Source organism: Mycobacterium sp. NPDC051804 (genome assembly GCF_044452905.1).
Lineage (GTDB): Bacteria > Actinomycetota > Actinomycetes > Mycobacteriales > Mycobacteriaceae > Mycobacterium.
Map to the genome: position 1 here is coordinate 606609 of NZ_JBITCD010000006.1, position 21521 is coordinate 628129.

At 64.9% G+C, this 21521-nt stretch carries 23 protein-coding genes; 20 read left to right on the forward strand and 3 right to left on the reverse strand.

The window, feature by feature from the left end:
• Window position 1: 1 nt before the first annotated feature.
• From ACIA48_RS25800 to rho, 4 genes are all read left to right on the forward strand, one after another.
• Window positions 2–1327 (forward strand): homoserine dehydrogenase, encoded by a 1326-nt coding sequence (locus tag ACIA48_RS25800; RefSeq protein WP_396738361.1) that lies wholly within the window; start codon window positions 2–4, stop codon window positions 1325–1327.
• Complete coding sequence (gene thrC / locus ACIA48_RS25805) at window positions 1324–2433, forward strand: threonine synthase (RefSeq protein ID WP_396738363.1); 1110 nt, start codon at window positions 1324–1326, stop codon at window positions 2431–2433. Before ACIA48_RS25800 ends, thrC begins: the two co-directional genes overlap by 4 nt.
• Window positions 2434–2448: 15 nt before the next feature.
• Complete coding sequence (gene thrB / locus ACIA48_RS25810) at window positions 2449–3393, forward strand: homoserine kinase (RefSeq protein ID WP_396738366.1); 945 nt, start codon at window positions 2449–2451, stop codon at window positions 3391–3393.
• A gap of 299 nt (window positions 3394–3692) precedes the next feature.
• Window positions 3693–5624 carry a transcription termination factor Rho gene (rho, locus tag ACIA48_RS25815; protein WP_396738368.1) on the forward strand — a complete coding sequence of 644 codons (1932 nt, stop codon included), beginning with the start codon at window positions 3693–3695 and terminating at the stop codon, window positions 5622–5624.
• A gap of 52 nt (window positions 5625–5676) precedes the next feature.
• On the opposite strand, the gene ACIA48_RS25820 is transcribed toward rho, so the two are convergent.
• A complete protein-coding gene (locus ACIA48_RS25820; RefSeq protein ID WP_396738371.1) occupies window positions 5677–6282 on the reverse strand; it encodes a TetR/AcrR family transcriptional regulator in 606 nt (201 codons plus the stop codon).
• 205 nt (window positions 6283–6487) lie between these two features.
• Between ACIA48_RS25820 and rpmE the strand changes: the two genes are divergently transcribed.
• From rpmE to ACIA48_RS25895, 15 genes are all read left to right on the forward strand, one after another.
• A complete protein-coding gene (rpmE, locus tag ACIA48_RS25825; protein ID WP_396738374.1) occupies window positions 6488–6724 on the forward strand; it encodes a 50S ribosomal protein L31 in 237 nt (78 codons plus the stop codon).
• 101 nt (window positions 6725–6825) lie between these two features.
• Window positions 6826–7899 (forward strand): peptide chain release factor 1, encoded by a 1074-nt coding sequence (gene prfA / locus ACIA48_RS25830; protein ID WP_396738377.1) that lies wholly within the window; start codon window positions 6826–6828, stop codon window positions 7897–7899.
• Complete coding sequence (gene prmC, locus ACIA48_RS25835) at window positions 7896–8732, forward strand: peptide chain release factor N(5)-glutamine methyltransferase (protein ID WP_396738380.1); 837 nt, start codon at window positions 7896–7898, stop codon at window positions 8730–8732. The genes prfA and prmC overlap by 4 nt, the downstream gene beginning before the upstream one ends.
• Window positions 8733–8744: 12 nt before the next feature.
• The gene (locus tag ACIA48_RS25840; RefSeq protein WP_396738383.1) at window positions 8745–9398 is read left to right on the forward strand and encodes an L-threonylcarbamoyladenylate synthase; all 654 of its coding nucleotides are present in this window, start codon (window positions 8745–8747) and stop codon (window positions 9396–9398) included.
• 11 nt (window positions 9399–9409) lie between these two features.
• Window positions 9410–10612 (forward strand): glycosyltransferase family 4 protein, encoded by a 1203-nt coding sequence (locus ACIA48_RS25845; RefSeq protein WP_396738386.1) that lies wholly within the window; start codon window positions 9410–9412, stop codon window positions 10610–10612.
• A 245-nt stretch (window positions 10613–10857) separates the two neighbouring features.
• The gene (locus tag ACIA48_RS25850) at window positions 10858–11304 is read left to right on the forward strand and encodes an ATP synthase subunit I (protein ID WP_396738389.1); all 447 of its coding nucleotides are present in this window, start codon (window positions 10858–10860) and stop codon (window positions 11302–11304) included.
• A 10-nt stretch (window positions 11305–11314) separates the two neighbouring features.
• On the forward strand, window positions 11315–12097 hold the full coding sequence (gene atpB, locus ACIA48_RS25855; protein ID WP_396738391.1) for a F0F1 ATP synthase subunit A: 783 nt from the start codon (window positions 11315–11317) through the stop codon (window positions 12095–12097).
• 88 nt (window positions 12098–12185) lie between these two features.
• Window positions 12186–12440 (forward strand): F0F1 ATP synthase subunit C, encoded by a 255-nt coding sequence (locus ACIA48_RS25860; RefSeq protein WP_014212097.1) that lies wholly within the window; start codon window positions 12186–12188, stop codon window positions 12438–12440.
• Between the two features lie 9 nt (window positions 12441–12449).
• Window positions 12450–12950 carry a F0F1 ATP synthase subunit B gene (locus tag ACIA48_RS25865; protein ID WP_396738394.1) on the forward strand — a complete coding sequence of 167 codons (501 nt, stop codon included), beginning with the start codon at window positions 12450–12452 and terminating at the stop codon, window positions 12948–12950.
• Complete coding sequence (locus ACIA48_RS25870; protein WP_396738397.1) at window positions 12951–14285, forward strand: F0F1 ATP synthase subunit B/delta; 1335 nt, start codon at window positions 12951–12953, stop codon at window positions 14283–14285.
• Between the two features lie 47 nt (window positions 14286–14332).
• On the forward strand, window positions 14333–15976 hold the full coding sequence (gene atpA / locus ACIA48_RS25875; RefSeq protein WP_396738399.1) for a F0F1 ATP synthase subunit alpha: 1644 nt from the start codon (window positions 14333–14335) through the stop codon (window positions 15974–15976).
• A gap of 27 nt (window positions 15977–16003) precedes the next feature.
• Window positions 16004–16933, forward strand: coding sequence for a F0F1 ATP synthase subunit gamma (locus ACIA48_RS25880; RefSeq protein ID WP_396738402.1), 930 nt, complete (start codon window positions 16004–16006; stop codon window positions 16931–16933).
• A gap of 24 nt (window positions 16934–16957) precedes the next feature.
• Window positions 16958–18463 (forward strand): F0F1 ATP synthase subunit beta, encoded by a 1506-nt coding sequence (gene atpD / locus ACIA48_RS25885; RefSeq protein WP_396738405.1) that lies wholly within the window; start codon window positions 16958–16960, stop codon window positions 18461–18463.
• Window positions 18464–18466: 3 nt separating this feature from the next.
• Window positions 18467–18832: a F0F1 ATP synthase subunit epsilon gene (locus tag ACIA48_RS25890; RefSeq protein WP_396738408.1), complete on the forward strand. Its 366-nt coding sequence runs from the start codon at window positions 18467–18469 to the stop codon at window positions 18830–18832.
• A gap of 7 nt (window positions 18833–18839) precedes the next feature.
• Window positions 18840–19286, forward strand: a complete 447-nt coding sequence (locus ACIA48_RS25895) for a DUF2550 domain-containing protein (RefSeq protein WP_396738411.1) — start codon at window positions 18840–18842, stop codon at window positions 19284–19286.
• Here ACIA48_RS25895 and ACIA48_RS25900 read toward each other — a convergent pair.
• On the reverse strand, window positions 19283–19861 hold the full coding sequence (locus tag ACIA48_RS25900) for a cob(I)yrinic acid a,c-diamide adenosyltransferase (RefSeq protein ID WP_396738413.1): 579 nt from the start codon (window positions 19859–19861) through the stop codon (window positions 19283–19285). The genes ACIA48_RS25895 and ACIA48_RS25900 overlap by 4 nt on opposite strands.
• A 70-nt stretch (window positions 19862–19931) precedes the next feature.
• Between ACIA48_RS25900 and murA the strand changes: the two genes are divergently transcribed.
• Window positions 19932–21185 (forward strand): UDP-N-acetylglucosamine 1-carboxyvinyltransferase, encoded by a 1254-nt coding sequence (murA, locus tag ACIA48_RS25905; protein ID WP_396738416.1) that lies wholly within the window; start codon window positions 19932–19934, stop codon window positions 21183–21185.
• Here murA and ACIA48_RS25910 read toward each other — a convergent pair.
• Window positions 21125–21521: hypothetical protein (locus tag ACIA48_RS25910; RefSeq protein WP_396738418.1), on the reverse strand; the 397-nt coding region annotated here is incomplete at its 5' end. The genes murA and ACIA48_RS25910 overlap by 61 nt on opposite strands.

Below are 21521 nucleotides of genomic sequence, written 5' to 3' on the forward strand. Positions count from 1 at the left end.
AGTGAGCACAGACGTAAAGCCCATTGGCGTAGCGGTCTTGGGTTACGGAAACGTGGGTAGTCAGGTCGTCCGCATCATCGAGGAGAGCGCACAGGACCTCGCGGCCCGAATCGGTGCTCCATTGGAGCTGCGCGGGATCGGGGTGCGCCGAGTCGCCGACGATCGCGGCGTGCCCGTCGAACTGCTGACCGACAACATCGACGAACTCGTGTCGCGCGACGACGTCGATATCGTCGTCGAGTTGATGGGTCCAGTCGAACCCGCGCGCAAGGCCATCCTGTCCGCACTCGAACAGGGCAAGTCCGTCGTCACCGCCAATAAGGCGCTGATGGCCGTATCCACTGGCGAATTGGCGCAGGCCGCCGAACACGCCCACGTCGACTTGTATTTCGAGGCGGCCGTTGCCGGCGCGATCCCCGTCATCCGCCCGCTCACCCAGTCGCTGGCCGGCGACACCGTGATCCGCGTCGCGGGCATCGTCAACGGAACCACCAACTACATCCTCTCCGAGATGGACAGCACGGGCGCTGACTACGCCTCGGCGCTGGCCGATGCGAGTGCGCTCGGCTACGCAGAAGCCGACCCGACCGCCGACGTCGAGGGATACGACGCTGCCGCGAAGGCCGCGATCCTCGCCTCGATCGCTTTCCACACCCGCGTCACCGCCGATGACGTGTACCGCGAGGGGATAAGCAAGGTCACATCGGCGGACTTTGTCTCCGCGCGCGCACTGAGTTGCACTATCAAATTGCTGGCGATCTGCGAACGTCTTACCACCGACGAAGGGCAGCAGCGGGTTTCGGCGCGCGTGTACCCGGCGCTAGTACCGCTGACCCACCCCCTAGCCTCGGTCAACGGCGCGTTCAACGCGGTTGTCGTCGAGGCCGAGGCCGCGGGACGGCTGATGTTCTACGGTCAGGGCGCGGGCGGCGCGCCGACCGCGTCCGCGGTGATGGGTGATCTGGTGATGGCCGCGCGTAACCGGGTGCAGGGTGGCCGGGGCCCACGCGAGTCCAAGTACGCCAAGCTGCCGATCTCGCCCATCGGATTCATCCCCACCCGGTACTACGTGAGCATTAACGTCGCTGACCGCCCCGGCGTGTTGTCCTCCGTGGCAGCCGAATTCAGTAAGCGCGAGGTCAGTATCGCCGAAGTGCGCCAGGAGGGCATGGTCGACGAGGAAGGCCAGCGGTGCGGCGCCCGGATTGTCGTCGTCACCCATCAGGCCACTGATGCCGCGCTGTCCGAGACTGTCGAGGCGCTGGCCGACCTCGATGCCGTCGAGGGCATCAACAGCGTGCTTCGACTGGAAGGAACCAGCGAATGAGTTCTCCTTCCAATGGGGGTACCGCCAGCGCAGCGAGGGGCACAGTTCATCAGCCCTGGCCCGGGTTGATCGCCGCTTATCGCGATCGCCTCCCGGTCGAGGACGGCTGGACCCCGATCACACTGCACGAGGGCGGCACTCCGCTGCTGCCCGCACCTCGGCTGTCTGAATACACCGGCTGCACAGTGCATCTGAAGGTCGAAGGTCTAAACCCCACGGGTTCGTTCAAGGACCGCGGTATGACGATGGCCGTGACCGAGGCCGTCGCCCGCGGCCAGCAGGCCGTGCTGTGCGCGTCCACCGGAAACACGTCCGCGTCGGCGGCCGCCTACGCTGCCCGCGCGGGCATCACCTGTGCGGTGTTGGTGCCCCAGGGCAAGATCGCGATGGGCAAGCTGGCGCAGGCCGTCATGCATGGTGCGAAAATCATTCAGATCGACGGGAACTTCGACGACTGCCTCGAACTGGCCCGCAAGCTCACCAACGACTATCCGACGGTGTCGCTCGTCAACTCGGTCAACCCGTTCCGCATCGAGGGGCAGAAGACCGCCGCGTTCGAGATCGTCGACGCGCTCGGCGCTGCTCCGGACGTGCATTCACTGCCGGTCGGCAACGCAGGCAACATCACCGCCTACTGGAAGGGCTACAAGGAGTACCACCGCGACGGAGTGTCCGATCGACTGCCGCGGATGCTGGGTACTCAGGCCGCCGGTGCCGCGCCGCTGGTACTGGGTGAGCCGGTGACCAATCCCGAGACGATCGCCACGGCGATCCGGATCGGTTCACCTGCGTCGTGGACGACGGCGGTCGAGGCGCAGGAACAGTCCAACGGCCGCTTCCTCGCGGCCACCGACGAGGAGATTCTCGCCGCATATCACCTGGTAGCGCGCACCGAAGCCGTGTTCGTGGAACCCGCGTCGGCGGCAAGCATCGCCGGGTTGCTCAAGTCGATCGAGGACGGTTGGGTCGCCAAGGGTTCGACGGTCGTCTGCACGGTCACCGGCAATGGCCTGAAGGATCCCGATACGGCGCTCAAGGGGATGCCGACGGTCACCGCGCTACCGGTCGACCCGTCAGCCGTCGTCGAAGAACTGGGTTTGGTCTAGCAGGTGGCTTCGTCGGTGACGCAAACCCTGCCGGTCGGGCTGACGGCCACCGCCGTCGTGGCGGCGTCGAGCGCGAACCTGGGTCCCGGCTTCGACAGCCTGGGTCTCGCGTTGAGCCTGTACGACGAGATCGTCGTGGAGATCATCGAATCCGGCCTCGTCGTGGAGGTCGAGGGTGAGGGCGCCGGCCAGGCTCCGCTGGACTCGACGCATCTTGTCGTGCGTGCGATCAAGCATGGGCTGCAGAGCGCAGGCGTAGAAGTGCCGGGTCTAAAGCTCAGCTGCCGCAATGACATTCCGCATTCGCGAGGGCTGGGATCGTCTGCCTCGGCGGTTGTCGGCGGGCTGGCTGTTGTCAACGGCCTTGTGACACAAGTGGGTTCGGATCCACTGGATGAAGCTGAGTTGATCCAGCTGGCCAGCGAGTTCGAAGGTCACCCCGACAACGCATCGGCGGCGGTGCTCGGTGGGGCCGTGGTGTCGTGGACCGAACATGAAGGCGCTTTGCCGCGCTACTCGGCGGTGCCGGTGCGGCTACACCCCGACATACATTTGTTCCCCGCGATCCCCGAGGAGCGTTCCTCGACAGCCCAGACGCGCGTGTTGCTACCGGAGCACGTCAGCCACACCGATGCCCGGTTCAACCTGAGCCGCGCCGCATTGCTGGTGGTGGCCCTGACGCAGCGGCCGGACCTATTGATGGAGGCCACCGAGGACGTCTTGCACCAACCGCAACGTGCTGCTGCGATGCCGCGCTCGGCGGAATACCTGCAGATTCTTCGGCGTTGTGGTGTTCCAGCGGTGCTATCCGGTGCTGGGCCTGCGGTTATTGCATTGAGTACGCATTCGGAACTGCCGGCCGAAGCCCTGGAGTACGGCACCGTAAACGGGTTCACCGTCAACGAGGTGGCGGTTGGCGAGGGCGTCCGCTGGGCGTCGGGTGTTGCTGTCCGGACGTGATCTGAGCTGGAACGCACCGACAACATGAGTCACATGCGAACCAGTGTCTTTCTTGCTTCCAGCACGGAAGCGGGTTATTCTCGCTCTCGTCCAGCAATTGCAGCGTCTCTGCCTGCGTCGACACTAGGACGACCACTCTTCTTTCAAGTGTTCATCTCGTGGAATGACGGTTCGCCGTTTAGCGGCGAATCCCGGCGATCACTGTTGCAGAGGCAATGGTGGGACCCCGCGTTCAGCGGATTAGCTGAACGCAACGAACCCCCGCATGACTCGATCAGCGAGGGAAAGAAAGGAAATCCGTGACCGAAACGGACCTGATCACGGCTGGCGGTAACAGCGACAACGAACAGCTGTCGAGCCCCGTGAATTCAGACATCTCGACTCCCGCGGCTGAAGAAGCGTCTACCAGCACGCCCACCGCGGAAACCGTAGCGACGTCCGGCGTAGCGTCCGGCAACCGTGCGGGCTCACTATCGACCATGGTGCTGCCCGAACTGCGGGCACTTGCCAAGCAGATCGGGGTCGAGGGCGCCTCCGGAATGCGCAAGGGCGAATTGGTCGCCGCTATCCGCGAGCGTCGCGGCGACTCGAACGGCGCGACCGCCAAGGCCGACGACGCCAAGGCCGCCCCGGCAGACGCAGCGCCTGCCTCCACGACGACTGCTCCAGAAGCGCCGGCCGAGGCCGGCGAGCAGACCGAGCAGCAGCGCCCGCGCCGGGAGCGTCGCGGTTCCTCACGTGAGTCGGGGGCCCCGAGTGGCTCCGACCAGCCCGCTCAGGACGGCGGACAGGACCCCAAGTCCGACGCCGACGAGCAACCTGCCAAGCAACGCGGCCAGTCCGAGGGTGACAAGTCCGACGGCGACGACCAGCAGGGCGGCCAGCAGAACCGCAACAACCAGAACCGCAATCAAAACCAGAATCAGAACCGCAACAACCAGAACGACAACGACGGCGACGACGACGGCGAGGGCCGTGGCGGTCGCCGTGGTCGCCGGTTCCGTGACCGCAGGCGCCGTGAGCGCGGCGGCGAAGGTGGCGGCGGGGGAGACCGCGACACCGAGTTGCGCGAGGACGATGTCGTGCAGCCCGTTGCGGGCATCCTCGACGTGCTCGACAACTATGCGTTCGTCCGCACGTCGGGCTACCTGGCCGGGCCGAACGACGTGTACGTGTCCATGAACATGGTCCGCAAGAACGGTCTGCGCCGCGGCGACGCGGTGACGGGCGCCGTCCGCGTCCCGAAAGAGGGTGAAGGCGGCGGTCAGAACCCGCGGCAGAAGTTCAACCCGCTCGTTCGGCTGGACACGGTCAACGGCGGACCCGTCGAGGACGCGAAGAACCGTCCCGAGTTCACCAAGCTGACCCCGCTGTACCCGAACCAGCGGCTGCGCCTGGAGACCACGGCGGAGAAGCTGACGACCCGCGTGATCGACCTGATCATGCCGATCGGCAAGGGCCAGCGCGCCCTGATCGTGTCGCCGCCCAAGGCTGGTAAGACGACGATCATGCAGGACATCGCCAACGCGATCACCCGCAACAATCCGGAATGCCATCTGATGGTCGTGCTCGTCGACGAGCGCCCGGAAGAGGTCACCGACATGCAGCGTTCGGTCAAGGGTGAGGTCATCGCTTCGACCTTCGACCGCCCGCCGTCAGACCACACTCAGGCCGCCGAGCTCGCGATCGAGCGGGCCAAGCGTCTCGTCGAACAGGGCAAGGACGTCGTCGTGCTGCTCGACTCGATCACCCGCCTCGGCCGCGCCTATAACAACGCGTCCCCGGCGTCGGGCCGCATCCTTTCCGGTGGTGTCGACTCGACCGCGCTGTATCCGCCGAAGCGGTTCCTCGGTGCGGCGCGCAACATCGAAGAGGGCGGGTCCCTGACGATCATCGCCACGGCCATGGTCGAAACCGGCTCGACCGGTGACACGGTGATCTTCGAAGAGTTCAAGGGCACCGGCAACGCCGAGCTCAAGCTCGACCGCAAGATCGCCGAGCGGCGCGTGTTCCCCGCGGTCGACGTCAACCCGTCAGGCACCCGCAAGGATGAGCTGCTGCTGTCCACCGACGAGTTCGGGGTGGTGCACAAGCTGCGTCGCGTGCTCTCGGGCCTTGACCCGCACCAGGCCATCGACTTGCTGATGAGCCAGCTGCGTAAGACCAAGAACAACTACGAGTTCCTGGTCCAGGTCTCCAAGACCGCTCCGGGCTCCGCGGACTCCGACTAAGCCGCGATTTGTGTGCTTTCGCGTGCGCTCAGCGCACGGAAACGCACACAAATCACACGGCGGGGTCGGCCTTCAGGCCGGGCATCACGTAGCGGCGCACGTGCACGAGCAGGGCGTCGGCGTCTTCGGGATCGAGCGTGTCGCCCGGCACGGTCGCAAGCGAAATCATCACGCGCGCTATCCATTCCGATGCTTCGGCCATGTCGATGTCGGCGTGGATCTCGCCGCGATCGCGGGCCGCGATGAGGTAGCGCGACCAGAAGTCCGCCAGGTCGGGCACCAGCCCCTGGACACCCGCGCCCGCACAGGCGGCGAACTCCTCGGGTTCTTCCATCCGCAGCTTCATCAGCAGCGCACCCGGATCGTCGTATGCGGTGCGCGCGTGACGGATGCCCAGCGCCATCTGGAGGTCTAGGCAGTCGACCTGCTCGAGCATCGCGTGCGCATCCGACCAGTACGCCTCGTTCAGTCGCACGATCGCCGCGCCGAGCAGCGTGACTTTGTCGGGGAAGTGGCGGTACAGCCAGCCGCGCGATACCCCGGCGACTTCGGCGACCTCGGACACCGTCGTTGCGCGGATGCCCTTTGCGCGCATACAGATCTCTGCCGCGTCGGTCAGTCGATCGCGGACGTTCTTGGTGGCGGTGCCCGTCGTCACGTAAGCATTCTGCCACTGTGAACACTTTGGCGGATCTGTTCACGCTGACGGCAAGGAATAGCGGCCCCGGCGCACGCGTTTAGGCCTTTGGCGGTTGACCTGGCATAATGGCGCCGACACCCTCGGTTCCGGTTCACGCCGATACCTCCTGGGCCCAAGTGGTCCTCGGAGGGGCGACCCGGGGCCCACGATTGAAGAGGAAACCATGAAATCAGGCATTCACCCTGACTATGCCGACACGACGGTGCACTGCGGCTGTGGCAACACGTTCCAGACCCGCAGCACCAAGAAGGGCGGCCAGATCCACGTCGAGGTCTGCTCGCAGTGCCATCCCTTCTACACCGGCAAGCAGAAGATCCTCGACAGCGGCGGCCGCGTGGCCCGCTTCGAGAAGCGCTACGGCAAGCGCAAGGCCGGGGCCGATAAGGCCGCCGACAACTAGCTGTCTCTCCGACGCCCGACGCTGCGCGCTTGCGCAGCCCGGGCGTCGGTTTGCGTTTGGCGAAAGAACGGCGGGCTTACAGCAGCGGTAAGGAGGACGACATGGCCGACACGGCACCCGTGATCGAGGCGATGCTCGCCGAGCATGCCGACCTCGAGCGCCAGCTCTCCGATCCGAATCTGCACGCCGATGCCGCCGCCGCCCGCAAGGTCGGTCGACGGTTCGCCCAGGTCTCGCCGATCGTCTCGACCTACCGCAAGCTCGAAGCCGCTCGCGGCGACCTCGAGGCGGCCCGGGAACTGGCCGCCGACGACGAGTCGTTCGCCGCGGAGGTGCCCGAGCTCGAGGCCACCGTCGCACAGCTCGACACGCAGCTGACCGATCAGCTCGCGCCCCGCGACCCGCACGACGCCGACGACATCGTCCTCGAGGTCAAGTCCGGTGAGGGTGGCGAGGAGTCGGCGCTGTTCGCCGCCGATCTGGCGCGGATGTACATCCGGTACGCCGAGCGGCACGGCTGGTCGGTCACCATGCTCGACGAGACGTTCTCGGACCTCGGCGGCTACAAGGACGCGACACTGTCGATCCGCAGCAAGGGCGACACGGCCGACGGCGTCTGGTCGCGGCTCAAGTTCGAGGGCGGCGTGCACCGTGTCCAGCGCGTACCGGTCACCGAGTCGCAGGGCCGGGTGCACACCTCCGCGGCCGGCGTGCTCGTCTACCCCGAACCCGAAGAGGTCGAGGAAGTCCAGATCGACGAATCCGATCTGCGCATCGACGTCTACCGGTCGTCGGGTAAGGGCGGTCAGGGCGTCAACACGACGGACTCGGCGGTGCGCATCACGCACCTGCCGACCGGCATCGTCGTCACCTGCCAGAACGAGCGCAGCCAGCTGCAGAACAAGGCCCGCGCCATGTTGGTGCTGGCAGCACGGCTGCAGGCCCTGGCCGAAGAGCAAGCCAGCGCTGACGCGTCCGCGGACCGGGCCAGCCAGATCCGCACCGTCGACCGCAGCGAGCGGATCCGCACGTACAACTTCCCGGAGAACCGGATCGCCGATCACCGGATCAACTTCAAGGCCCACAATCTCGACCAGGTCCTCGACGGTGACCTCGATCCGATGTTCGACGCGCTCGCCGAGGCCGACAAGCAGTCCCGGCTACAGATCACATGACGGGCCTCCGCCAGGCGATCGATGCCGCCGAGGCGGCATTGGCGCAGGCGGGAGTCGGGTCCCCCCGGGCTGACGCGGAACTTCTCGCCTCCCACGCCGCCGGTGTGGAGCGCGGGCGGCTGGCGTTCTTCGACGCCGGACCGGACTTCTATGAAACCTTTGACGGACTCGTCGCCGAGCGTGTCAGCCGAAAGCCGCTTCAGCACATCGTCGGAACCGCGGCGTTCGGCCCGGTCACCGTGCACGTCGGTCCGGGTGTCTTCGTTCCGCGCCCCGAGACCGAATCGATGCTGGAATGGTCTGTCGCACAACAACTATCACCAGAATCGGTGATCGTCGACCTGTGCACCGGCAGCGGTGCGCTGGCGTTCGCGCTGTCGAAGAACTGGCCCACCGCCCGCATCATCGCCGTCGACGATTCAGAGAGTGCGCTGACCTACGCGAGCAGAAACCTCGCAGGCACCGGCGTCGAACTGATGCGCGCTGATGTCACAGCACCGGATCTGCTGCCCGAACTCGACGGCACCGTGGACCTCCTCGTCGCCAACCCGCCCTACATTCCCGACGGCGCGATCCTCGAACCCGAAGTGGCCGAACACGATCCACCGCATGCGCTGTTCGGCGGCCCGGATGGAATGGCTGTCATCGATGCGATCGCCGAGCTCGCTGTCAGGTGGCTGCGTGCCGGCGGGTGGTGTGCCGTCGAGCACGACGACACCACCGCGGAGCGCACGGTCGAAGCGTTCACCCGGACAGGGCGATTCGATGACGTCACCAGCCGCCGCGACCTGACGGGACGGCCCCGCTTCGTCACCGCGGTCAGGAACCGGTGACATGCTGGACCCATGACGGAGACGTTCGACTGCCTCGATGAGCAGACGCGGGCGATCGGTATCGCCTCGGCCGTCAGCGCGGTCAAGGGCGGCAGCCTGGTGGTCATGCCCACCGACACCGTCTACGGCATCGGTGCCGACGCCTTCGACAGTGAGGCCGTGGCGGCGCTGCTCTCGGCCAAGGGCCGCGGTCGTGACATGCCCGTTCCGGTGCTCGTCGGCTCCTGGCACACGATCGAGGGCCTGGTGTACTCCGTCCCGAACACCGCCCGCGAACTGATCCGTGCCTTCTGGCCGGGCGCCCTGAGTCTCGTCGTACGGCAGGCGCCATCGCTGCAATGGGACCTCGGCGATGCCCACGGCACTGTCATGGTGCGCATGCCCCTGCATCCGGTGGCCATCGAGCTGCTGCGCGAGGTCGGGCCGATGGCGGTGTCGAGTGCGAACATCTCGGGCCGTCCGCCGGCCGTCACCGCGAAAGACGCCCGCGATCAACTCGGCGACCTCGTCGAGGTCTATCTCGACGCCGGACCGTCCGAACAGCAGGCGGCGTCGACGATCGTCGACCTCACCGGTGCACATCCCAGAGTGCTGCGGCAGGGGCCGGTGACCGTCGACGCGGTGGCGCAAGTACTCGCTGTTGAACCCGCGACGCTGGCGGATTGATCTGAGGCGACGTGACAAACGGTTCATCGGTGGTCTACGCGGCAGACAGTCTGCTGGCGCTCAACGATCGCGGTACGGGCGTCCCACTACGCGAGCTCGCTCTGGTCGGACTCACAGCAGCGATCATCACCTACTTCGCTACGGGGTGGGTGCGCGTCATCGCCCGGCGCCTCGGCGCGGTCGCGTATCCGCGCGAACGCGACGTTCATCTGCAGCCGACGCCGCGAATGGGCGGGCTGGCGATGTACATCGGCGTACTGGCCGCCGTTCTGTTGGCGTCGCAGCTGCCCGCGCTCACCCGTGGGTTCGTGTACTCCTCTGGGATGCCCGCGGTCGTCGTCGCCGGCGGGCTCATCATGGCGATTGGTCTGATCGACGACCGGTGGGGGCTTGATGCGCTGACCAAGTTCGCCGGCCAGATCACCGCTGCGAGCGTGCTCGTCACGATGGGCGTCGCCTGGAGCGTGCTCTACATCCCCGGTGTCGGCACGATCGTGTTGGACCAGGTGGCGTCGATCCTGCTGACGCTGGCGCTGACCGTCGCGATCGTCAACGCCATGAACTTCGTCGACGGGCTGGACGGCCTGGCCGCGGGCCTGGGTCTGATCACCGCGTCGGCCATCTGCATCTTCTCGATCGGGCTGCTGCGCGACCACGGCGGCGATGTTCTGTTCTATCCGCCGGCGGTGATCTCAGTGGTGCTCGCCGGGGCGTGCCTGGGTTTCCTGCCGCACAACTTCCACCCCGCGAAGATCTTCATGGGCGACTCGGGCTCGATGCTGATCGGCCTGATGCTCGCCGCGGCCTCCACCACCGCCGCGGGCCCGATATCGCAGACCGCCTACGGCGCCCGCGACGTGTTCGCGTTGCTGTCACCGTTTCTGTTGGTCGTCGCCGTTCTGTTCGTTCCCGCTCTGGACATGCTGCTGGCGATTGTGCGGCGTACCCGGGCAGGCCGCAGCCCGTTCAGTCCAGACAAGATGCATCTGCACCACAGGCTGCTTCAGATCGGTCATTCACACCGGCGGGTGGTGCTGCTCATCTACCTCTGGGTGGGCATCATTGCGGTTGGCGCGGCCAGCACGATTTTCTTCGATCCGCGCTACACCGGGGCCGTCATGCTGGCGGCGATTCTGGTCGCGATGGTGGTCACGCTGATCCCTCTGCTGCGCCGCCAAGACGGGCAGCTGGATGAAATGTACGACAAAAAGTAGTAGACCGCTTTTATGGCTCTCACCATGTGTTAGGGTGCAGTCAGAACCCGAAAAAACCTCGCGGGTTGCCGGCCTCCGGGCCATCGGTTGACCACCGATCGGCGCGGAACAACGACCGACAAAGGGAGCGACCCCAGGGTGATTCCAGTGAGCCCAATGCACTCCGATACGCTCGGGGCGCCACTCACAGGAACATTGGGATCATCAGGGCAATCTTCCTCTGACCGCCAGATTGAGGTGAAGCAGTGACGACACCAGCGCAAGACGCGCCGTTGGTGTTTCCGTCGGTAGCATTTCGGCCGTTGCGGCTGCTCATCGTCTGCGTTGCGCTCACCGCCATCGCGGTCACCGCAGCCTGGTTCACCGGCCACCCACTGTTCGGTGCCTTCTTCGGCGTCGGACTGTTGCTCGGTTTGCTCAACGCCATCCTGGTGAAGCGGGCGGTGGAGTCGATCACCGCCGAGGATCACCCGCTGAAGAAGAAGATGGCGCTGAATTCGGCGACGAGGTTGCTCGTGATCACCGCGATCGCGCTCACCATCGCGTTCGTATTCAGGACCAACGGTGGACTTGGAGTGTTAATCGGACTCGCGGTCTTCCAGCCGCTGCTGGTGTTCAGCACCAGCATTCCCGTGCTGAAGAAGATCCGAAAAGACGGTCTGGATTTCGTGGACACGGATTCGAAGGGTTGAGCAGACTTTCATGACAGGGACGTCGCAGATCGTTCTCGCCGCCGCGGAAGAGGGCGGCGCCGCCATCCACGTCGGCCATCACACGATGGTGTTCCAGTTGTTCGGCATGACGTTCAACGGCGACACCATCATGGCGACCGGGATCACCGCGTTGATTGTCATCGCCTTGGCGTTCGTCCTGCGGGCCAAGGTCACGTCGACGGGCGTTCCCGGTGGGGTGCAGCTGTTCTGGGAGGCGCTGACCATCCAGATGCGCAATCAGATCGAGAGCGCCATTGGTATGAAGGTTGCGCCTTTCGTTCTGCCGCTGGCCATCGCGATCTTCGTCTTCATCCTCATCTCCAACTGGCTGGCAGTCCTGCCGTTGCAGTACGGCGGGGCCGACGGCGCCGCGGCGGAGCTCTACAAGCCGCCAGCATCAGACATCAACTTCGTGCTCGCGCTCGCCTTGTTCGTGTTCGTCTGCTACCACGCGGCCGGCATCTGGCGGCGCGGCATCATCGGTCACCCGATCAAGGTCGTGAAGGGTCACGTCGCGCTCCTGGCGCCGATCAACATCGTCGAGGAACTCGCGAAGCCGATCTCGTTGGCACTCCGACTTTTCGGCAACATCTTCGCCGGCGGCATCCTGGTGGCGCTGATCGCGATGTTCCCCTGGTACATCCAGTGGGCGCCGAACGCGATCTGGAAGACGTTCGACCTCTTCGTCGGCCTCATCCAGGCATTCATCTTCTCGCTGCTGACAATTTTGTACTTCAGCCAATCGATGGAGCTCGAAGACGAGCATCACTGAGCGCTAGACCGAAACAACTGAATCTTGTAGCACCAACGACCAAGAACTCTGGTGGCGCGGCCGCCAGTTATCAAGGAGGAAAAAGGAAATGGATCCAAACGCCCTCATCACGGCTGGCGCTCTGATCGGCGGTGGATTGATCATGGGTGGCGGCGCCATCGGTGCCGGTATCGGTGACGGCATCGCGGGTAACGCGTTGATCGCCGGCATCGCCCGTCAGCCCGAGGCCCAGGGCCGGCTGTTCACGCCGTTCTTCATCACGGTTGGTCTGGTCGAGGCGGCCTACTTCATCAACCTGGCCTTCATGGCGCTGTTCGTCTTCGCCACGCCGGGTGCGTCGTAGTCCAACAGCATGACCGAACTGACCACAACCATCCTCGCCGCGGAAGAAGGTGGGGGACAGAGTAACTTCCTCGTCCCCAACGGCACCTTCTTCGCGGTGCTGCTCATCTTCCTGATCACGCTCGCCGTGATCTGGAAGTGGGTGGTGCCTCCGGTCGGCAAGGTACTTGCCGCACGCGAAGCCATGCTGGCCAAGACGACGGCCGACAACCGCAAGTCGGCTGAGCAACTCGCGGCCGCGCAGGCCGACTATGACGAGAAGATGGCCGGTGCGCGCAGCGAGGCGTCGGCCATCCGCGACGAGGCTCGTACGGCCGGCCGGAAGGTCATCGACGAGAAGCGCGCGGAGGCGAACGGCGAGGTCGCCAGCACCCTGCATGACGCCGAACAGCGGCTGTCGGCGCAGGGCGCGGCAACTCAGACCGAGCTGTACTCGTCGGTCGACGGGCTGTCGGCGACGTTGGCCAGCAAGATTCTCGGCGTAGACGTGAAACCAGGTGGGAAGCAATAGATGTCGACTTTCATCGGTCAGCTGATCGGCTTCGCCGTCATCGTCTTCATTCTGATGAAGTGGGTTGTTCCGCTGGTGCGCGACATGATGCGCAAGCAGCAGGACGCGATCCGCACCGCTCTCGAAGAGAGCGCCGAGGCGGCGAAGAAACTCGAAGACGCCGACGCGATGCACGCCCGGGCGGTGGAGGATGCCAAAGCCGAATCCGCGAAGGTGACCGACGAGGCGCGACAGGATTCCGAGCGAATCGCCGAACAGTTGCAAGAGCAGGCGGGTACCGACGCCGAACGGATCAAAGCCCAAGGCGCACAACAGGTCCATCTGCTCCGTCAACAGGTCATCCGGCAGCTGCGCACCGGCCTCGGTGAGGGGTCGGTACAGAAGGCCGCCGAACTCGTGCGTGCTCATGTCGCCGATCCAGCGGCCCAAGCCGCGACCGTCGACCGCTTCCTCGACGACCTCGACGGCATGTCCTCGTCGACCGCGGTGATCGAGACCGGGGCATCGGCCAGGCTGCGTGCCGCCAGCCGACAGGCGATGACCGCGTTGACGGAGGAGTTCGACAACGTCGCGGGTCGGCTGCGCGAACCCGGCCTCACCACGCTGGCCGACGAATTGACCTCCGTCGTCACGCTTCTCGTGAACGAGCCCATTCTGAACCGGCACCTCGCGGAGCCCAGCGACAACTCGGACGCCAAGATCGGTCTTGTCGACCGTCTGCTGTCGGACAAGCTGGACACCCACACTCTGGAACTGCTGCGGACCGCGGCTTCCCAGCGCTGGTCGTCGGATGCCGACCTGCTGGCCGGAATCGAGCACATCGCGCGGCTCGCGCTGCTGAAGCTCGCAGAGCTCAACGACGAAGTGGATGACGTGGAGGAACAGCTGTTCCGGTTCGGCCGCGTCCTTGACGCGCAGCCGCAGTTGACGACGCTGCTCAGCAACTACCCCATTGCCGCCGAACGCCGAATCGAGCTGCTGGACAAGGTGCTTGACGGCGACGGCGCCAACCAGACGGCCAAGGCTCTGCTGACGCAGACCGTGCGCTTGCTGCGCGGTGAACGGGCCGATGAGGCTGTCCTCGATCTGGCCGAGCTGGCCGTTGCACGACGGGGCGAGATCGTCGCCCACGTCACCGCTGCGGCCGACTTGTCCGACGCGCAGCGCACCCGGCTCACCGAGGTGCTCACCCGTATCTACGGCCATCCCGTCGCTGTGCAGATCCATGTCGAGCCCGAACTGCTCGGCGGACTCTCCGTCACCGTCGGCGACGAGGTGATCGACGGCTCGATCGCATCTCGCCTCGCGGCCGCCGAGAGCCAGTTGCCCGACTGATAACCCCCAAGACCACCCGTTAACGCAAGGTAGGAAGACGAGAAACCATGGCAGAGCTGACCATCTCCGCTGCTGACATCGAAGGTGCCATCGAGGATTACGTATCCTCGTTCTCCGCCGACACCGAGCGGGAAGAGATCGGCACCGTCATCGATGCCGGTGACGGCATCGCCCACGTCGAGGGATTGCCCTCGGTCATGACGCAGGAACTGCTCGAATTCGAGGGCGGCGTACTCGGCGTGGCGCTGAACCTCGACGAGCACAGCGTCGGCGCCGTGATCCTCGGCGAGTTCGAGAAGATCGAGGAGGGCCAGCAGGTCAAGCGCACCGGCGATGTCCTCTCGGTGCCGGTTGGCGACGCGTTCCTCGGACGCGTCATCAACCCGCTCGGTGAGCCGATCGACGGACAGGGCGACATCGAATCCGACGCCCGTCGCGCACTCGAGCTGCAGGCGCCGTCCGTGGTTCAGCGCCAAGGTGTTTCGGAGCCGCTGCAGACCGGCATCAAGGCCATCGACTCGATGACCCCGATCGGCCGTGGTCAGCGCCAGCTCATCATCGGCGACCGCAAGACCGGCAAGACCGCGGTCTGCGTCGACACCATCCTCAACCAGCGTGAGGCCTGGGAAACCGGCGATCCGGACCAACAGGTGCGTTGCGTCTACGTGGCGATCGGCCAGAAGGGCACCACGATCGCCAGTGTGAAGCGCGCTCTCGAGGAGGGTGGCGCGATGGAGTACACCACCATCGTCGCCGCGCCCGCATCCGACGCCGCCGGCTTCAAATGGCTTGCGCCCTACACGGGTTCGGCCATCGGCCAGCACTGGATGTACGACGGCAAGCACGTGCTGATCGTGTTCGACGACCTCACCAAGCAGGCCGACGCCTACCGGGCGATCTCACTGCTGCTGCGTCGCCCGCCGGGCCGCGAAGCCTTCCCCGGCGACGTTTTCTACCTGCACTCGCGGCTGCTGGAGCGTTGCGCGAAGCTGTCCGACGAGTTGGGTGGCGGCTCGATGACCGGACTGCCGATCATCGAGACCAAGGCCAACGACATCTCGGCGTTCATCCCCACCAACGTCATCTCGATCACCGACGGTCAGTGCTTCCTGGAGTCCGACCTGTTCAACCAGGGTGTCCGACCGGCCATCAACGTCGGTGTATCGGTGTCCCGAGTCGGTGGCGCCGCACAGATCAAGGCCATGAAAGAGGTGGCAGGCTCGCTGCGACTGGAGCTTTCGCAGTACCGCGAACTCGAGTCGTTCGCCGCCTTCGCCTCCGACCTGGATGCGGCCTCCAAGGCGCAGTTGGACCGTGGTGCGCGTCTGGTGGAACTGCTCAAGCAGCCGCAGTACACGCCCTACCCGGTTGAGAACCAGGTGGTTTCGATCTTCCTGGGCACCGGCGGTCACCTGGACTCGGTGCCGATCGAGGACGTCGCGCGTTTCGAGCAGGAGGTGCTGGAGCACGTCAAGGCTTCGCACGACGACATCCTCAAGGGGATCCGCGAGTCCAAGAAGCTCTCCGAGGAGGCCGAGGAGCAGCTCTCCAACGTCATCAACGAGTTCAAGAAGGGCTTCTCGGCCAGTGACGGCAGCTCGGTCGTGGTGAACGAGGCCGACGCCGAGGCCATGGACGAGGAAGACGTCGAGAAGGAATCCGTCAAGGTCCGCAAGGCCGGCAAGAAGTAAGACACCGAAAGGGTCTGGAGAAGCTAGATGGCTGCAACACTGCGTGAGCTACGCGGGCGCATCCGTTCCGCCGGGTCGATCAAGAAGATCACCAAGGCTCAGGAACTGATCGCCACGTCGCGAATCGCCAAGGCGCAGGCCCGAGTAGAGGCCGCTCGGCCCTACTCGACCGAGATCACCAACATGCTCACCGAACTCGCCAGCGCCAGCGCGCTCGACCACCCGTTGCTCGTTCAGCGGGAGAACCCGAAGCGGGCGGCTGTGCTGGTGGTGTCGTCGGACCGCGGCCTGTGCGGTGCCTACAACGCCAACGTGCTGCGGCAGGCCGAGGAGCTGTTCGCGCTGCTCCGTGAAGAGGGTAAGAGTCCGGTGCTCTATACCGTCGGGCGGAAAGCGTTGGGCTACTTCAGCTTCCGGCAGCGCGAGGTGGTCGAATCGTGGACCGGCTTCTCGGAGCGGCCGACGTATGAGAATGCCCGCGAGATCGCCGAGACCCTGGTGACGTCCTTCATGTCGGGCGCTGACGACGATGACGACGACCCGGGCGAGGACGGCATTCTCGGTGTCGACGAACTGCACATCGTCTTCACGGAGTTCAAGTCGATGCTGGCCCAGAGTGCGGTCGCGCGACGCATCGCGCCGATGGTCGTCGAGTACGTCGAGGACGAGACGCCGGAAGACGGTCCGCAAACCCTGTTCTCGTTCGAGCCGGACCCCGAGACGCTGTTCGACGCGCTGCTCCCGCGCTACGTCGCCACCCGGGTCTACGCCGCACTACTGGAAGCCGCGGCGTCCGAGTCGGCCTCGCGGCGCCGCGCGATGAAGTCCGCCACCGACAACGCCGACGATCTGATCAAGGATCTGACCTTGATGGCCAACCGTGAACGTCAGGCCCAGATCACCCAGGAAATCAGCGAGATCGTCGGCGGCGCCAACGCGCTGGCCGACGCCAAGTAAGCCCCGTAGGAAGCGAAGAGAGATATGACTGCTACCGCAGAAAAGACCGCAGGCCGGGTAGTCCGCATCACGGGTCCGGTTGTCGACGTGGAGTTCCCGCGCGGCTCCGTGCCTGAACTGTTCAACGCGTTGCACGCCGAGATCACGTACAAGCAGATGGCCAAGACGCTGACGCTGGAGGTCGCGCAGCACCTCGGGGACAACCTGGTGCGCGCCATCTCCATGCAGCCGACCGACGGCCTGGTGCGTGGTGTCGAGGTGACCGATACCGGTGCCTCGATCTCGGTGCCCGTCGGTGACGGCGTGAAGGGCCACGTGTTCAACGCCCTCGGCGACTGCCTCGACGAGCCCGGCTACGGCAAGGACTTCGATCACTGGTCGATCCACCGCAAGCCGCCGGCATTCGCCGACCTCGAGCCTCGCACCGAGATGCTGGAGACCGGCCTCAAGGTCGTCGACCTGCTGACCCCCTACGTGCGTGGCGGCAAGATCGCCCTGTTCGGTGGTGCCGGCGTGGGTAAGACGGTGCTCATCCAGGAGATGATCAACCGCATCGCCCGCAACTTCGGTGGTACCTCGGTGTTCGCCGGCGTCGGTGAGCGCACTCGTGAGGGCAACGACCTGTGGGTCGAGCTGGCCGATGCCGACGTACTCAAGGACACCGCGTTGGTGTTCGGTCAGATGGATGAGCCGCCCGGCACCCGTATGCGCGTCGCGTTGTCGGCGCTCACCATGGCTGAGTTCTTCCGCGACGAGCAGGGCCAGGACGTGCTGCTGTTCATCGACAACATCTTCCGGTTCACCCAGGCCGGCTCCGAGGTGTCGACGCTGCTCGGTCGTATGCCCTCGGCCGTGGGTTACCAGCCCACCCTGGCCGACGAGATGGGCGAGCTGCAGGAGCGCATCACCTCGACCCGCGGTAAGTCCATCACCTCGATGCAGGCCGTGTACGTGCCCGCCGACGACTACACCGACCCGGCGCCTGCGACCACATTCGCGCACCTCGATGCGACCACTGAACTCTCCCGTTCGGTGTTCTCGAAGGGCATCTTCCCGGCGGTGGACCCGTTGGCGTCGAGCTCGACGATCCTCGACCCGGCGGTCGTGGGGGACGAGCATTACCGGGTGGCCCAGGAGGTCATTCGAATCCTGCAGCGCTACAAGGATCTTCAGGACATCATTGCGATTCTCGGTATCGACGAACTCGCCGAAGAGGACAAGCAGCTGGTGCAGCGTGCTCGTCGTATCGAGCGCTTCCTGTCGCAGAACATGATGGCGGCCGAGCAGTTCACCGGGCAGCCGGGTTCGACGGTTCCGCTGAAGGAGACGGTCGAGGCCTTCGACAAGCTGACGAAGGGCGACTTCGACCACCTGCCCGAGCAGGCGTTCTTCCTCATCGGCGGCCTGGACGATCTGGCGAAGAAGGCCGAAAGCCTCGGCGCCAAGATCGACAAGAGCAGCAGTGGCTCGTCGAAGAAGGACGACAAGAAGGACGACAGCTCCGACGATTCCAAGGGCGAGGACGACTAGCTCATGGCGGAGATGACCGTCGAGATCGTCGCCGTCGAGCGCGAGCTCTGGTCGGGTGAGGCCACGTTCGTGTTCACCCGTACCACCGCAGGTGAGATCGGCATCCTGCCGCATCACATTCCGCTGGTGGCCCAGCTCGTCGACGACGCGATGGTGCGCGTCGAGCGCGAAGGCGAAGACGATCTGCGGATCGCGGTCGATGGCGGTTTCCTCTCGGTCACCGAGGAGACGGTGCGGATCCTGGTCGAGAACGCAGAGTTCGAGTCAGAGATCAACGGCGACAGCGCAAAGCAGGACTCGGAGTCCGAGGATGAGCGGACCGCGGCGTGGGGCAGAGCGCGTCTGCGCGCTCTAGGCCAGATCGACTAGGCCGCCGATGAGCGTGTCCATGTTCCTCATGGTCGCGCTGATTGGTGTGCTGCTGGTAGTCGTTGTGATGATGTGCTACCGGCTGTGGAAACTTCGGCAGGTCGGCGGCACTGCTGCGATCTTGCGTGACGTTCCCGCGGTCGGCGGGCATGGCTGGCGGCACGGCGTAATGCGGTATCGCGGTGGAGAAGCCGGCTTCTATCGGCTATCCAGCATTCGGTGGTGGCCCGACCGCACGCTCAGCCGTCGAGGGTTGGAGATCGTGTCACGGCGTGCGCCCAGAGGCGACGAGTTCGACATCATGACGGACGAAATCGTAGTCCTCGAGCTGCGGGATACCAGCCCCGAGCGCCGGCGCGGCTACGAGGTGGCATTGGATCGGGGGGCCTTGACGGCCTTCTTGTCGTGGGTCGAGTCGCGGCCGTCGCCTCGTGCGCGACGCCGCACGTCCTAACCTGTTGCGGGGCCGCCCGGTTGCCACAGCACATCACCGTCGGGATTGGCTGCCCTGGACAAAATGAACAGCAGGTCCGAAAGCCGATTGAGGTACTTGGCCGGTAGGACGCTGACGGTTTCCCGGTGTGTGTCGACGGCCACCCATGCCGACCTTTCGGCCCGCCGTGCGACGGTGCGGGCGACATGCAATAGGGCGGACAATGGTGAACCGCCCGGCAATACAAAGGAATTCAACGCAGGTAAGGCCTCGTTGAACTCGTCGCACCAGGATTCGAGCCGGTCGATGTAGCTCTGCGAGATTCGCAGCGGCGGATGTTCGGGGTTTTCGACCACAGGCGTGGATAGGTCAGCGCCGGCATCGAAGAGATCGTTCTGAATCTGCCTGAGAACCTTGAGAATCTGTTCACGAGGGTTTCCCAAAGCCACCGCCACGCCGATGGCGGCATTGGTTTCGTCACAGTCTGCGTACGCCGCGAGACGGGCGTCATTCTTTGACACCCTGCTGAAATCGCTGAGTCCAGTGGTTCCGTCATCACCCGTCCGCGTGTAGATACGGGTCAGATGAACTGCCATGTGGAAACCGTACCGGAGAAGGTGACCGAGGAAACTGACATGGCCCACGGCGCTGTTTACACTGACCCGCGTGAGCGAGCGTTTCGTGGTGACCGGTGGAAACCGGTTAGCAGGCGAAGTTGCCGTCGGGGGGGCCAAGAACAGCGTTCTGAAGCTGATGGCGGCGTCGCTGCTGGCTGAGGGCACAAGCACGATCACGAACTGCCCTGACATCCTCGACGTGCCGCTGATGGCGGAGGTGCTGCGTGGACTTGGCGCGACGGTCGAGCTTGATGGCGACGTCGTGCGGATCACCTCGCCCGATGAACCCAAGTACGACGCGGATTTCGCCGCCGTCCGGCAATTCCGTGCGTCGGTATGTGTGCTCGGTCCGCTGGTCGGGCGCTGCAAACGTGCGAAAGTCGCCTTGCCCGGCGGTGACGCGATCGGGTCGCGTCCGCTGGACATGCATCAGGCCGGACTTCGCCAGCTGGGTGCCCGCTGCAATATCGAGCACGGTTGCGTCGTCGCCGAGGCGGATCACCTGCGAGGCGCAGAGATTCAGCTGGAATTCCCATCGGTGGGTGCCACCGAGAACATCTTGATGGCGGCAGTCGTCGCCGAAGGTGTGACGACCATTCACAACGCCGCGCGTGAGCCCGACGTCATCGACCTGTGCACGATGCTCAACCAGATGGGTGCTCAGATCTCGGGGGCGGGCACTTCGACGATGACGATCACGGGTGTTGATCGGCTGCATCCCACCGAGCACCGGGTGATCGGCGACCGCATCGTCGCGGCGACGTGGGGGATCGCGGCGGCAATGACCCGCGGCGACATCTCGGTCACCGGTGTCGACCCACAGCACCTGCAGTTGGTGCTGCACAAACTGCACGACGCCGGCGCGACTGTCACGCAGGACGACAACGGCTTCCGGGTGGTCCAGTACGAAAGGCCCAAGGCGGTCAACGTCGCGACGCTGCCGTTCCCGGGGTTCCCGACGGACCTGCAGCCGATGGCCATCGGCTTGGCTGCCATAGCCGACGGCACGTCGATGATCACCGAGAACGTCTTCGAAGCGCGATTCCGTTTCGTCGAGGAGATGATCCGGTTGGGCGCCGACGCCCGCACGGACGGTCACCACGCGGTGGTGCGGGGTATTCCGCAGCTTTCCAGTGCGCCGGTGTGGTCGTCGGACATCCGCGCGGGCGCCGGGCTGGTCCTGGCCGGCCTGGTCGCCGACGGCGAAACCGAAGTGCACGATGTGTTCCACATCGATCGCGGTTACCCGCTGTTCGTAGAGAATTTGACAAGCCTTGGGGCGGAGATCGAGCGGATCGCGTAGTCGCCGGGCACCCGGTTTGGGAACTGGCTCCGATAGGGCGTAGTATTTATCCAGAAGCCAAGGGCCCCAGTCCAAATGGATTGGCGGACCGGGTTTGACCTCTCTGACCACGTGGAGTACAGTGGCAGGGTTGCCTGAAAACCGGGTGTGTTGTTTGAGAACTCAATAGTGTGTTTGGTGGTTTTTGTTTGTTGTTTTTTGGCCTGCCTCTTTTTCCCGTTTTGGGGTGGGTTGTTTTTTTGATGCCAGTTTTTGGTGTCTTGTTTGGTTTCAGATTTTTCTGATTCGAATTCCACCTGTCTGTTGATGGGTTGTTTTTGTTTGGAGAGTTTGATT